Source organism: Shewanella sp. 3_MG-2023, from assembly GCF_030548765.1.
Taxonomy (GTDB): Bacteria; Pseudomonadota; Gammaproteobacteria; order Enterobacterales; family Shewanellaceae; genus Shewanella.
Map to the genome: position 1 here is coordinate 1 of NZ_JAUOSH010000006.1, position 13,956 is coordinate 13,956.

At 43.2% G+C, this 13,956-nt stretch carries 14 protein-coding genes; 3 read left to right on the top strand and 11 right to left on the bottom strand.

Annotated features, from left to right (window positions below; all coding sequences use genetic code 11):
• Nucleotides 1-600: 600 nt before the first annotated feature.
• The 6 genes from Q4591_RS04735 to Q4591_RS04760 all read right to left on the bottom strand — a co-directional run bounded on the left by Q4591_RS04735 (nt 601) and on the right by Q4591_RS04760 (nt 7,258).
• Entirely contained in the window at nt 601-2,385 is a 1,785-nt protein-coding gene (locus Q4591_RS04735; protein WP_303459659.1) for a M1 family metallopeptidase, read from the bottom strand.
• A 153-nt stretch (nt 2,386-2,538) separates the two neighbouring features.
• Nucleotides 2,539-3,510, bottom strand: coding sequence for a PstS family phosphate ABC transporter substrate-binding protein (locus Q4591_RS04740; protein WP_303459661.1), 972 nt, complete (start codon nt 3,508-3,510; stop codon nt 2,539-2,541).
• A 1,365-nt stretch (nt 3,511-4,875) separates the two neighbouring features.
• Nucleotides 4,876-5,061, bottom strand: coding sequence for a hypothetical protein (locus tag Q4591_RS04745; protein ID WP_102530869.1), 186 nt, complete (start codon nt 5,059-5,061; stop codon nt 4,876-4,878).
• A gap of 194 nt (nt 5,062-5,255) precedes the next feature.
• Nucleotides 5,256-6,338, bottom strand: a complete 1,083-nt coding sequence (locus Q4591_RS04750) for an L-dopachrome tautomerase-related protein (RefSeq protein ID WP_102475381.1) — start codon at nt 6,336-6,338, stop codon at nt 5,256-5,258.
• An 82-nt stretch (nt 6,339-6,420) separates the two neighbouring features.
• Entirely contained in the window at nt 6,421-6,711 is a 291-nt protein-coding gene (locus tag Q4591_RS04755) for a putative quinol monooxygenase (RefSeq protein WP_055026561.1), read from the bottom strand.
• A 256-nt stretch (nt 6,712-6,967) separates the two neighbouring features.
• Nucleotides 6,968-7,258, bottom strand: coding sequence for a putative quinol monooxygenase (locus Q4591_RS04760; RefSeq protein WP_102322248.1), 291 nt, complete (start codon nt 7,256-7,258; stop codon nt 6,968-6,970).
• A 216-nt stretch (nt 7,259-7,474) separates the two neighbouring features.
• Between Q4591_RS04760 and Q4591_RS04765 the strand changes: the two genes are divergently transcribed.
• Nucleotides 7,475-8,398: a LysR family transcriptional regulator gene (locus Q4591_RS04765; RefSeq protein ID WP_102526534.1), complete on the top strand. Its 924-nt coding sequence runs from the start codon at nt 7,475-7,477 to the stop codon at nt 8,396-8,398.
• Nucleotides 8,399-8,458: 60 nt separating this feature from the next.
• Here Q4591_RS04765 and Q4591_RS04770 read toward each other — a convergent pair whose 3' ends face one another.
• The 3 genes from Q4591_RS04770 to Q4591_RS04780 form a co-directional block, all read right to left on the bottom strand.
• Nucleotides 8,459-9,238 carry a glycine betaine ABC transporter substrate-binding protein gene (locus Q4591_RS04770; RefSeq protein WP_303459667.1) on the bottom strand — a complete coding sequence of 260 codons (780 nt, stop codon included), beginning with the start codon at nt 9,236-9,238 and terminating at the stop codon, nt 8,459-8,461.
• A 44-nt stretch (nt 9,239-9,282) separates the two neighbouring features.
• Nucleotides 9,283-10,023, bottom strand: a complete 741-nt coding sequence (locus Q4591_RS04775) for a sulfite exporter TauE/SafE family protein (RefSeq protein WP_055026565.1) — start codon at nt 10,021-10,023, stop codon at nt 9,283-9,285.
• 98 nt (nt 10,024-10,121) lie between these two features.
• Nucleotides 10,122-10,412, bottom strand: coding sequence for a putative quinol monooxygenase (locus Q4591_RS04780; protein ID WP_102475384.1), 291 nt, complete (start codon nt 10,410-10,412; stop codon nt 10,122-10,124).
• Between the two features lie 299 nt (nt 10,413-10,711).
• Here Q4591_RS04780 and Q4591_RS04785 point away from each other — a divergent pair, with 299 nt between their 5' ends.
• A complete protein-coding gene (locus Q4591_RS04785) occupies nt 10,712-11,740 on the top strand; it encodes a radical SAM protein (protein WP_055023927.1) in 1,029 nt (342 codons plus the stop codon).
• Between the two features lie 17 nt (nt 11,741-11,757).
• Entirely contained in the window at nt 11,758-12,315 is a 558-nt protein-coding gene (locus tag Q4591_RS04790; RefSeq protein WP_198589518.1) for a DUF1349 domain-containing protein, read from the top strand.
• A 457-nt stretch (nt 12,316-12,772) separates the two neighbouring features.
• On the opposite strand, the gene Q4591_RS04795 is transcribed toward Q4591_RS04790, so the two are convergent.
• Both Q4591_RS04795 and Q4591_RS04800 read right to left on the bottom strand, forming a co-directional pair.
• Nucleotides 12,773-13,468, bottom strand: a complete 696-nt coding sequence (locus tag Q4591_RS04795; RefSeq protein WP_303459670.1) for a hypothetical protein — start codon at nt 13,466-13,468, stop codon at nt 12,773-12,775.
• Nucleotides 13,465-13,953: a hypothetical protein gene (locus Q4591_RS04800; RefSeq protein ID WP_303459673.1), complete on the bottom strand. Its 489-nt coding sequence runs from the start codon at nt 13,951-13,953 to the stop codon at nt 13,465-13,467. Before Q4591_RS04800 ends, Q4591_RS04795 begins: the two co-directional genes overlap by 4 nt.
• Nucleotides 13,954-13,956 lie beyond the last annotated feature (3 nt).

Here is a 13,956-nt window from a genome sequence, read left to right on the forward strand (position 1 = left end):
ATGTTCACAAACTCTTCATCACAGTGACTGAATATCGAATGACATTATCGCTAACCGAATTATGTTTTACCCGGTTTCATTGTTCATCATCATCCTCCATTTAGGGCATTGTTAATACGCTAGCGCATTATTAGCAAAACCCGCAAAGTAATACTTCTGGCAGCCCACTGGGTTGCCATTTTTTTTGCGCCAAGTTTATTTTCTTTGATTAGAGCTATGAGCAAAAGCTGGAACAAGCTGACTGATTAAACCGCTAAATTGCAGTAATAAAATCCAATCAAACCAGCTAGCCAAAAAAACTTTAAAATAATTTACCGCGGTAATGAACTTTTTTGAAATGAGGCACTCTGAGTAACTGTAGCAACGAGGTAATGTGCTTTTAAGGCGATGTTCACGAACTCTTCATCACAGTGACTGAATATCGAATGACATTATCGCTAACCGAATTATGTTTTACCCGGTTTCATTGTTCATCATCATCCCCCATTTAGGGCATTGTTAATACGCTAGCGCATTATTAGCAAAACCCGCAAAGTAATACTTCTGGCAACCCATTGGGTTGCCATTTTTTTAGCCATTGTTAATCAATAGCGCCGAGCTTCAAAGCTGCTGCATCAGTGCATCAAGTTGTACTTGCAGTGAAGGATGATAACCTGCCCTTGCCTGCTGAAATATCGCTAAAGCCTGTTGCTCATACCCGGCAATTAATAACTCGTTATAAAGCGGCTTAACAAACTTTGCTCGGCCAATATGACCTAAAAAGGCTGCAACCTTTGGCAGCACTATCTCATAGTTATTGCGGATGGCTACACTGTACCAGTCGCAGGCAAGCTCAGCATTTTGTGAACCCGAGAAGCCAAACACGCTATCAAGATCGGTAAGTTGTAGCTGCGTGAGTTGCAGCGGTAGCTGTTTGATAAAATACTGCCAATGATGCACTCGCCAACCAGCCACATTCAATTTAGCCGCACTGTCGCCCAGCTTTAATTGCTGCAATGCCAAATCCACTTTATCTAAGCTTGTGGATGTCGGCCCAACAAACCATTGGGGTAATCCTTCACCGTATACCCAAGTCATCAACTCTGATTCACTGATGGCCTCGGGATACTGCACAAGCAAGGTTTGCTTGGCATATTCAATAAAGGTTTCAGTGGTAATAGCTTGAAACTTAAAATGCTGCACATAATCAAATAAGAATTGATCAAAATCGTTACGGCCTAAGCGCGCTTCAAGTTCATGGACAAACATTGATGCCTTGTCATAGGTAAAGCGATTAAAAGCGTCATTGGCATCTTCTTGCTGCACATTAGCCGGCAATGTTTGCGCAGCTAATGGCATGGAGATCATTTCTTCTTTAAGGCGGCCAAACTCAATAACCCACTCAAGCTCCGCTTGCTCTTTGCCATAGATTTTTTCCACTAAACGATTAGTAAAGTAAGTGGTAAAGCCTTCATTGAGCCATAAATCTCGCCATGTGGCATTGCTGACTAAGTTGCCCGTCCATGAGTGAGCTAACTCATGGGCTACGGTAGACACTAAGCTTTTATCGCCCGCTATCAAGGTAGGAGTAATAAAAGCCAGTCGTGGATTTTCCATGCCACCAAAGGGAAAGCTCGGCGGTAACACTATCATGTCATAGCGATCCCATGGATATGGGCCAAGCAAGGACTCAGCCGCTAATATCATCTCCTCGGTATCTTCAAACTCAGCCAACGCTTTGGCTAGCATCGCAGGTTCGGTATAAATACCGCAGCGGTCACTAATGGCCCCGTAAGCTAAATCTCCTACTGCCAGTGCTAGTAAATGGGTCGGAATGGGCTTTTCCATCTCAAACTGGAACACGCCATCAGCGGGCATAATGTCACTATTTGCCGCGCTCATCACTGCCCGTAAACCGTTATTGACCTTAACGGCAGCTGAAAAAGTAATACGCGCTTTGGGAGTATCTTGCAAAGGGATCCAACTGCGGGCATTAACCGGTTGAGATTGGCTAAAAAGATAAGGGACTTGTTTACCTAAGGTTTGCTCAGGTGTCAGCCATTGCAGCCCTTGCGCTTTTGGTGAGGTGCGATAACTAATAATCACTTGGTTGATGTCATCACCCACTGCAATAACAATCTTTTCGCCTTGTCGCTCATTGATATGCTCAATACTAAATTCAAGCAAGCGACCACTATTATCGGTAATGGTATCGATAATCAAATCCCGGCCATCTAGCACTAATTCATTACAGTCTTCACAGCGATTAAATTGCAGTGTCGCTTGAGCGACTAATTGCTGCTTATCAAAATCAACATCTAAGTTTAACTGTAAATGATGCACTTTTATCTGATCAGTATTTGCCACTGAATGATAATCACGATTATTGTCCCAAAGCTTGCGCATTTTGATATCCATTACTCCAAAAGTTCTAATGAGTACTGTATACCAATGGCCGCTTTTCATCGAGTATCACTGTGTATCTAGTAAACTTAACGCTCACTATTTGAAATAAAAAAGCCTCTTAAAAAGAGGCTTTTTATAAAGAAGCAGTTTAGCTTACAGCTTAATACCTGCTTTTTGTAAATCTTTTGCTACAACACTACGTGGTAGTGGTACATAGCCATCTTTCTCAACAACTTGCTGACCTTGAAGAGATAACACGTAACGGATGAACTCACGATCCATTGGTGATAAATCTTTGTTAGGGTGCTTGTTGATGTAAACATATAAGTAGCGTGATAATGGGTAAGTACCATTAGCAGCATTTGCCGCCGTTGCATCAATAAATTTAGTGCCTTTCTTAGAAATAGCGACTGCTTTTACGCCAGCAGTTTTATAACCGATACCAGAATATCCGATAGCGTTAAGACCTTGAGATACTGATTGAACCACTGATGCTGAACCTGGTTGCTCGTTTACGTTTGCTCTAAAGTCACCTTTACATAAGGCTTTCTTTTTGAAGTAACCGTAAGTACCTGAAACTGAGTTACGGCCATATAATTGCACGTCTTTCTTAGCCCAGTTACCTTCAAGACCCACATCGCCCCAACGCGTTACATCATCACCGCCACACTTTTTAGTCGATGAGAAAATTGAGTCGATTTGCTCGATGCTTAGCCCTTCAATTGGGTTATCTTTATGCACAAATACCGCTAATGCATCAATGGCTACACGAATAGCTGTCGGCGCATAACCGTAATGCTTTTCAAATGCTTCAATTTCGTTTGGCTTCATTTGACGGCTCATTGGGCCGAACTGAGAAGTACCTTCAGTTAATGCTGGTGGCGCAGTAGAAGAACCGGCAGCTTGAATTTGGATATTTACGTTAGGGTAAATGTGTTTAAAATCTTCAGCCCATAAGGTCATCATGTTGGCTAATGTATCTGAACCCACTGATGACAAGTTACCTGAAACACCACTGGTTTTTTCGTACACAGGTAATGTTTTATCAATGGCTGCCATAGATGTAGCTGAAAATACACCAGCTGCAGAAAAGGCGATAGCGCCAACTAGCTGTTTAAGTTTCATTTTTGTGCTCCGGTATTATAAGCGTTGTTATTTAAGACAGGCTCAGTATCAATGACGATGATGACAAGTCTATGACGCTAATGTGACAGCAGTATGACAATTAACACTTTTAACAATCACACCAAACACGTTCCAAAGCTAATTAATGGCAACCTTAAGCAGTTAAAAATCATGATATTAGCTGAAAATCAGTTTATTTAAATTGCTTAATACAGCTAATTTTGACTATGAGTTATTTATTAAGCCTGCAGTTTTTACCTAACAAGTTAGGCTTTGTTGCAATAAAGACCAGCAAATAGTTTACAGACGCATCCGCAAGACCTTATAAAACCCGCTTCATGTAAGTTATTTGATACTGACCATTTTAAAGAAGCATTATTGTGGCTTAAAGAATCGGTTATTATGAACAATTCAAAGTCGTGATACCTAGTCCGCACCCAAATTAGACTGTTGATGCCTTTTTTGTATTTCCAAACTCCGTTTGGATTAACGTCGTGGGTTTTCCACCCACACCCAACCAAAAGGGTATCAACAGCATTACCCTCCATACTCTTTATTAATGAATTAGGCCCCGCCGCCCCTAACGAAAAATGCTGAAAAGCGCATGATTTTCGATGGGGATTTATCCAGCTTTTAACTTCGTTTGTTGCTAACTTCGGCCCCTGTTTATTATAAAGAGTGAAAATGCTAACGCTTCCGATGGTGAGTCTGAAGTAAATGGATTTACAAATGTCACGGTGGCATGGATGCTAAGGAGTGATCCTGCACCTCGAAAGCTATGCTCACATCCATGTGAGCATCACGCTATTTTCTTCAACGTCCTCAATTCAAATTGAGTTTTAGTCTTTTACTTTCTTAGATTTATAGATTGTCTAGCTTTTGATATTTGGCTTTTACTTGTTGCAATATAAAAAGCTAAATCGAAGAGATGAAAATTCCGGTGTAAGCGCGGCTGTGACCGTCCATGACATGGCGAAGTTTCACTGTGTGAAACGCTCTGAGCGAGAGGCATGGATGCCGAACTGGCCGTTTAACATGGATGTTATTTGTCATGGCCGAGCTTTCAGGGACCTTTTGATTTAAATAAAGAATGCAGCGTGTCACAGTCGTGCTTGCACATAAGGTCGCTCTTTCACATCCATGTTATCGCGACATTCGTATGTCCTATACAGCACCTGCGGCAGGCAATTGGTTAGATTGAAGTGATGGCCTGCTGTTACTGATCTAATATAAATGAAGTTTAAAGCTGGTGCTGGTAACTCGTTTATGCCCCAAAACAAGCTAGAGCAGGATTGAGGCTAATTTCAAGACACGCGATTAGACTTACTTTTCCTTATGTCTAGAGTTCTGACTATGTGGCCAAATTTACTGATCCACTACAGTTGATGCTTCTTCGTAAGAAAGGTGATCTGGAAAAGTTATAAAGCGATCTTCATGACCAACCACTTCCTGAGCTAACATACCATCAGTACTGCCTCCGCCTCTGGCCACATCGTTGCTACCTTGATTGATCGCGACAGTGTCCCAAGTCGGAAAAAACAGACCAACCACGCGGTTCCAACCTGAAGATGTGTAACCTTGCTACCGTCAGCAATCACATCACCTCCGCCAACAGCAGATGAGGCAAATTCAGACATCTGGATAAGGTCTCGACTCGGTTTTATCGTGAATTTTTCATGATGGGCTCGCTATTGAATTGAAAAATAAGGGCAGGAGAGAATGACTCCCGCCATAAAGACCATCAATTAGTTAAGTTTGATTCGAAGCACATGGTATGGCTTGGTTGAACCTTCTTCGCCTTCGTTGAAAGCAGGGTGGAAGTGAAGAGAGTTTTGAGTGACGTACAAGTAATCACCCTGGATAGAGAAACCATCTGCCCATGACAATAACTTGTCATCTTGTGCAAAGATTTTGTAGCCGTCTTTATTCACCACACCAACAGCATTTTTCTCAATATCACCGACATAGATATCACCGTTATCTGCGATAATCATGCCATCACTTGGACGTTTTTCACTGAAAAATTCAATCTGCTCGGCCAATGCATCTTCACTAAGCGCTGTGTTAGCAAGAGCAGCGGCAGGAATACGGTAGATAGCACTACCATTGACTGTACCAAAATATAGCCATTCATTATTTGCATCAATAGTGATTGGATTCACACCAAGATAAAGCGCATCAACGCTACCATCTTCACGCTTTGTCGCCATACGAGAACTATCAATCACAACTTCATGCTCAGGTGAAAGCAGTGCTTTATTTGATTGCAAAACGCGGCGAGATTTACCTGTATTTAAATCTACAACAACAAAGGCAGGCGCAGCTTCGCCATACAGATTACCTAAACTCGTATCGGCAATGTACATCTGGTTACGCAGTGTATCTAATGCAAAATCCTGTAAAAAAGAGTTACCGACCTGTACGTCTTTTCCAATTTCAATGCGTTTAAATAGCTTATCGTTGACGGTATCCCATGCAACAATTTGCGAAGGCGAAGTTTCACTGCCCATATCTAACACCCACACAACACCATCATCGGTACTATCAATACCGATTACTGAAGCCAAACCAACCTCACCTTTATCTGGACCATCTGCCCAGTCTTGGGTTGGAAATGCTTTGGTTGAGCCATCCTTCATCAATTCAACAACACGAAGTTCAGGTGCATCAAGGGGTTGCATAGAAAGGAAAGTACGCCCCTGCTTCGTTACTGTAATGTTCCCTGGTCGTGTGCCATCAAGCTTGGCAACCACTTCGATATCAGCCGCTTGCGCTGTGTTAACTATCATCGCAGTCGCAAGTGTTAGTAAGATTTTGATATTTTTCATGTCGAGCCTCATTGGTGTTCTTTGATGCCCTAACCGTTTTAGTCAGGGCATAGTGCTATAACAAGCTTGTTTTATGTTGTCGTTACGCGATCTTAGTCATTTCGTTGACTGTGAAGCTTGCGACAGAGCCTTCCGTTGCTGTCATGTAGTCCGCAAGGTGCTGGTTGCCCATATGAGCCTGCCAAAGTTCACGTGATACCCAGTTTTCATAAAAAGTAAAATGCGCTGGGTTTTCGTTGTCTTGATGAAGGTCATAGTTGATGCAACCTTCTTCAGCGCGAGTAATGTCGATAAGCTTTAGTAGCTCGGCTTTCACCAGTTCAATTTTGTCGTCATTAGCTTTGATGTTTGCAACAATCGTTAATGTAGTCATGGGATGTTCCTTTTAAATTTGATACCGAAATCGTCGGTAATTTTGATGTCTTTAATGTTTTAGTGATAGGGCAACTCGTCATGTCATATTGAGTTACTCACTAAATGTAGTACAGGTACTACACTCAAGTACAGGTACTACACTCAAGTACAGGTACTACACTCAAGTACAGGTACTACACTCAATTACTGACTTATATTGTAAATACTTTCAAATCTATTTTGATAATTGAATGTTTAAATACGTTAATTTTTAACTAAGCGATCTTGGTCATTTCGTTGACAGTGAAACTTGCGACAGAGCCTTCGGTTGCTGTCATGTAGTCAGCAAGGTGCTGGTTGCCCATATGAGCTTGCCAAAGTTCACGTGATACCCAGTTTTCATAAAAAGTAAAATGCGCTGGGTTGTCGTTGTCTTGATGAAGGTCATAGTTGATGCAACCTTCTTCAGCACGAGTTATCTCGATAAGTTTTAGTAGCTCAGCTTTCACAAGTTCAATTTTGTCGTCATTGGCTTTGATGTTTGCAACAATCGTTAATGTAGTCATAGGAGTTTCCTTCGTTCTGAGTTAGTGCCGTGCTTAGCGCACTGCGTTGTTGGTATGGAGGTATAATAGTGCGAACATTACCAATGAAAAACAGCCCATCAATTGAATAATTACCAATTAAAATTTGATAATAATCTTTTAATATTTCATGTGGTGCGATATAAAGGGATAGTCATTTTCAGATTTTGTTAACACACTGATTAAAAGGTAACGGTTATGCTCTTAGAGGATTTTCAGGTCATTTTAAAAGTCGCAGAGTTTCGCAGCATCACTGCTGCTGCGACAAATCTGGATATGCGCACGGCAACGGCAAGTGCGGCGGTGAAACGTGTTGAGGCATCATTAGGGGCTGAATTATTTGTACGAACGACTCGTCATATACGCTTATCTTCTGCCGGCGAGCGTTATTTGCCTCAGTGTGAAGAGGCGTTGCAGATGCTTGAAAAAGCCAAAATGAACATGCGTGAAGAGCTAGGGATTATTGATGGAGAGATCCGCATCGCCCTTTCGTCTGATTTGGGCCGAAATGTGGTCACACCTTGGCTTGATGAATTTTTGTTGGACTACCCAGACGTTTCACTTCGCTCCAGTATCAGTGACAGCAACATCGATTTTTATCGAGATTCTGTTGATATGGCGCTGCGCTATGGCTCACCAACCGATGCGAGTATGTACGGTTTTAAAATTTGTGATGTGCCAAGGCTGTTGTGCGCCAGCCCGGAGTATTTAGCAAAATACGGTACTCCATCCGAGCCAGATGATCTGCTTGAACATAATGCCCTGTTTTACCAGTTACATGATATTTTGCAAAATGAGTGGTTGTTTAATGATGGAAAAGAGGACATTAAGGTAAAACTGAAAGGTAACAGAGCATCTAATGATGGCGATCTTGTTCGGCGCTGGTGTGTGGCGGGGAAAGGGGTAGCAATCAAGTCTTGCCTCGATATGGCCGATGACTTGCTAACAGGGAAAGTGGTCAATGTAATGGCAGACTATAAACCGACTTCCACTGAGCTTTGGTTAATATGCCCAAGCCGACAATCTATTACCCCAACCGTCCGCCTATTAAGGGATATGCTTAGAGAAAAGACCGAACAGATTCTAATCCAAATGAAGGACAAAGGGATTCTATTGGGTTAACTGTTGAGGTTGTGAGGGCGTGGAAATTGCCAGCCCTCAGTAAAGCGGTGATGGTCTTAACTACTGATGGTTGTCCAACCACTCACGAGTCACATCATCAACCGCTAATCCCGCACGGCAAACCTTGTAATCCAATTCTGCGATGATTTCATTTGAAAAGCGCAATTGATCTAGCTGTGCCAACTGTGCTGGGGTAAATACGATTGATCTGTCTTGTCGAAGTAATAATACGGCGCGATCAACGCTACCCAATAATCCTTTGGGCTCTTTTAATTCACGGATAGTAAATAGGTGGTGCAAGAACTGTGGTTTCCACAATGGCACAATAACCCACTCATTATTTTCAACCGCACGTTCGTAGGCACCAAAGCAATCCTCTTCTGAACCAGAGTGAAAATGATAACCCACATCGCTTAATCCATATTGGTCCATCATTTCAATAGAGAATCGGGTAATGCCAGCACCTGGGTTAATACCTTGAATGTGTTTGTTGGTGCGCTTAACGACTTCTGGTTTTAATAGGTCACTGATTTGTGAAACAACCTCCTCAGGTACATAATCGGGCACCCCCCATAGAGCGTACGGTTTATAGTGCAAACCTAACTCTAACAAAGGCTCTACCGTTTCAACATCGGATTTATAGATACCGTGGCTTGAAGGTAACCAGGCCGAAGAGAGCATGTCGATACGGCCCGCTTTTAGATTTTGGAAATTTTCTTGATGTGGTGCGTAGACACGTTCCACCTGAAAACCCATGTCAGTTAAGACATGGCTAACTATCGATGCAGTAACGCGATGAAAAGATAAATCGGTAACCCCGAGATTGATAATGTTAGACATAACGTGTCCTTATGATAAAAGAAAAAGAGGTTTTAAAATCGCATTTAAAGTGCCGTGAGGCCGGAATAGAGCATCTTGGTTCCCGTAAGAAACAGAACGCTATAACTTATCTTGTAAATCAACTCTTGAGAGATGATATTCACCATCCACACACCGGCTCTAACCCCTAAAAACGCAATCGGCACCAAAACTAACGAGGTCATCAAGTTTTGCATATCGAGCAGCCCCATATAGCTGTATGGGATCAACTTAATAAAATTAAGCACCGTGAAAAATACTACGCTGGTGCCGATTAATTGTTCTTTCGGCAGATTTTTTGGCAGTAGATGCATGCTTGCAGGCGGGCCACCGGCATGGGCAATTGTACTGGAAAACCCAGACAACATACTTAAGGCATAGCCCTTTATCGGGTGGCTAAATTGAACCTGCTTTAGCAGAAACTTTTGTGTTAAAAAGACCAAAGCCAGCCCCCCAATGATAAGTTCAACGACAGATGTTGACAGACTACCCATAAAATAAGCAGCACTCATCACCCCCAAAATAGCGAAGGGCATCATACTTTTTAGCTCGACGTAATTGCAGTTCTTGCGGTGGTAAAACAGCGCCATTAAATCCATACCACACAATAATGGTAATAAAATCGCAGCGGCTTGAACTGGCGATACGCTCATCGCCATCAAAGGTACCGATAGCATCCCCAAAATACCGCCGACCCCTCCCTTGCCCATGCCATAGAAAAAAACGGCAGGTATCGCTGCAACATAAAACCAAAGGTCTGTGATCATGATATGTAAACCAAGAAAATACGTAGATGAAAACAAGTGTATTTGAGCAAAAAACTTTTAAAGCCATTGACTCAAATAAGGGGGAATACAAAGTTGGCTTAAGCGATTTGGGTCATTTCGTTTACAACGAAGCTAGCCACACAGCCTTCAGTTGCTGCCATATAATCGGCAAGGTGTTGATTACCCATATGTGCTTGCCAAAGTTCACGTGATACCCAGTTTTCGTAGAAAGTGAAGTGTGCTGGGTTTTCGTTGTCTTGGTGGAGGTCATAGTTGATGCAACCGTCTTCGGCACGAGTGACGTCGATTAATTTCAACAGCTCTGCTTTTACCAGTTCGATTTTGTCTTCATTGGCCACGATGTTTGCAACGATAGTTAGCTTAGTCATAGTGTGTTCCTTTGTATGGAGTTGAAGCAGCTGATGGTGTGCTGCGTTGTTGGTTTGGGTGTATATTACGGTGATTATTGCAAAGTAAAAACAGTCTAAAAATTGATTTATTATCAAATTTAGTTTGAGAATTGATTTTTAAGTCTGACCATAAAGAGGGAATTAGATCGCGTTGTGTGGTGATGTGTACGGTGTTTATCTATTTATTTTTGATAATAATTCAAATAATACCGCGTTTTTACCGTGTAAAATTTGCCGTAGGATGGCCAAATCAATTTCAATTCATTGGATAAATAGCCATGTCACAGATACATTTTCAACAGGGCCCAATACGCCCACCATCAGAAGCAGACAGTTTGCTTATCAGAACCACACAAGGGTGCCCGTGGAATAAATGTAAGTTCTGCACCCTTTTTGAAGGCATGGAGTTCTCTATTCGTCCGGTTGAAGATATTAAGCGTGATATCTGGGCGGCGAGGGCGTTTTATAAAAACAGAACCTTTGATAGCTGTTTTTTGCAAGATGGCGACTCATTCGCCATGGAAACCCAAGACTTACTTGACGTGCTCAATACACTGAAAGAGGCTTTTCCGGAGCTTAAACAGATCAGCTCTTATGGCCGGGCGCAGACCATGACTAAAAAATCGCCAGCGGAGATGAAAGCAATCTGCGATGCTGGGCTAAACATGCTTTACTGCGGTATGGAGTCGGGATCTATCGAGGTTCTAAAACTGATGAAAAAGGGGATCACCCCGAAATCAATCTTGAAGTCAGCCGAATATGCCAAGCAAGCGGGTATGAAAATGATGACCTTCATTATCCTTGGCTTAGGTGGAAAAGAACTGTCAGAGCAACATATCGCAGCAACGGCCGAGCTACTGAATCAAATCAACCCAGACGAAATTCGCATACTCTCGCTGGCGGTTAAATCGGGAACTGAATTGGATGAGTTAGTACAAAACGGCCAATTTACACCACTAACAGAGCGAGAGATGCTTGAAGAACAATATCAGCTTATCAGCAAGCTAGACGGCATAACGGGTAATTATGGCAACTTCCATGGCATCAATGTATTGACGGAACTTAATGGACAATTACCACAAGATAAAGAGACATTTTTGCGCACCATTGAGCACTTTATGATGATGAGTGAAAACGACCAGAATAACTTTGTTTTAGGTCGCCGCATGCACTATTACGCCACACTGAGTGATATGCGAAATCAGCTTATGTATGACAGCGTACAAAAAGAACTAGACCGAATTAAGCTGCAAAATCTTGGCAATCTTGACGATATTTTCTATCAACTCCGCCAACGTATGATCTAATAGTAAGGAACAGCGCAATGATAAACAATCTAGATAATTGGACGATTCAAAATGAAAACCCAGAGCACTGGTCGTTTAAAAATGAAGTGCTTACAATGCAAGTTCAAGAGGGCAATATCTTTGGTGCTGGCGCTAATGATGTAAAAAACATCTTTATTTATCCGGTAGACAAGCCAGAATACAGCGCGGAGGTGACGATTAATCTAGATCCGAACCTCAGTTTCGAGCAGGCTGGACTAGGGATTTACTGGGACAATGATAACTATATAAAAATCAGTAAAGAGATGTTTATGGGTGCGCGATCGCTGGTGTTTGTTGTAGAACAAAATGGTCAGCCTGATATTAAACATCGCTTATTATTCGGTGAGTCGACAGTATCGGTAAAGCTTGAAAGAAGCGACACTAAAGTTCGCGCTTATTATCGAACGCAAGATAACGACACATGGCAGTCAATTATAAGCACTGCCGCACTATCAGGGCACGAGCAAGGCGTTATGCTTTACACCTTTAGCGGCAGAATCACTGTGCCCAACTTTGCTGAATTTAGTGAGTTTGAGCTAACTGATTTGAACTAATGTGCATCCCGCATAAGATGAACTGGCCAGCTCCATTAATAAAGATTGAGTGGGTTAGTTAAGTGACGTTGCCATACTTTTAATGATCCATGTGTTGCTGAATTAGCAATTTCGCTAAAACGGAATTGTCCATTTTCGAGTTACACCCTAGATGTAAACCAACCAGACAAATACTTGATACTTTAAGTTCCTGAATGAGAGATATACAACCATAGATTATCAAGATGTCTCTCCAGTTGATGCTGCTATTATGCAGCGTGGAACTGACCGAAAAACCCGCCTAGAGCCAAGTGATTATAAGATGCTCACTATCTACTATGAAAGGCTGTTTCGCTGCTGATAAATGCGATCAGGGAGATCAAATAGACAGCCACTCACACAGGTTTCTCCCGTTTCGCATTAAGATTATAAGTCCATTCTAAGCCGAGATTACTGAACACCGACTTAACCGAGTTACTCAGTGAGTTATCTCAGTAGCGAAGACACCGGGTCGTTTTGCGGGCGCACTCAGAAAGTCGTTAGTACAGTTGTTGCCCGAATCTGGATACTCCGCGTCTCTCGTCCAGTAGAAGCATCTGACGCTATCCAAATTCTTGCCCTTGCTAATTCCTCCTTCTTGACGAAACGCTCTGAAAAACGGCTCGATTTGCCATCGCCCTATAGCCGGCTTATACAGTAGGAGATGCGCGACAGTGTGCTCACAGCCCTCCAACTCGTAGGGTTTCTTACAATTGCCCACGCCCACGGAATACACATAATCCGCAGCGTTCAATCCCAGCTCCGCCGCCGCGTTCTCCTCGCCATATGTGCGCCGAGTTTTTTGTTCGTTTACGTATACCCAGTCGCCGTTGTCGTGCCGGATAGCAAAGCCAAAAATGCCCGATTGATCACTTCTCACCTCTGCGAGAATAAAGTCCTCGGACAGTGGCGGCGGGATCGGTACCTTGATCAACATGTTGAGGATAGCAATGAATGCAACCGCGCCAAGGCCACAGGCAATAATGTCGAGCGTCGACATCCCCAGCACCGCGCTCGCCTCGCGTCGAATCGGTATCGTCTTGGCCGCGATGCTTACATAACCGTCGCTGTACAACCTCCTTACCCTCTCCCCTTGAGATGGAAGATCACGAACAAACCGGAAGAATCTTATCATCGCCTTAACCTTCCATCGCTATAGTGCACTTCGATATCTTTAAACCGCTCGATCGTCCCGACAAGCGTCGGATGAAAAATATACTCGACTGATATCTCGACCGGCTGTCGGCAATTGCGAAATTCAATCTTGCCGCTGCTTGCGGGCGCGATTCTGAGCAAGCCGACTCGAAGTCCAAGCTCCGGATCTTCCAGCGCCGACCAGCTGATGCCTGAAACATAATCAACATTGTCATAGTCGATGCCAGCTATAACCTCGCAATAAGGATGAGTGACCCGCACCAGCACGGGTGTCTCGATGCCGGCTTTGCCGTCGCTTGTCGGCGCGCTCAGGGGAATGACGGATTTGGCGCCCTGGCGTGACTCCACCTTTAGCGGTTCGCCGGAGTGCGGCAGCACCGACAGGATAAGGAACAGCATCGCCATGCCGCCCAGCGCACACGCCATTACGTCAAGAAACGAAGTCGAATTGCCGTCGGCCTGCATTGC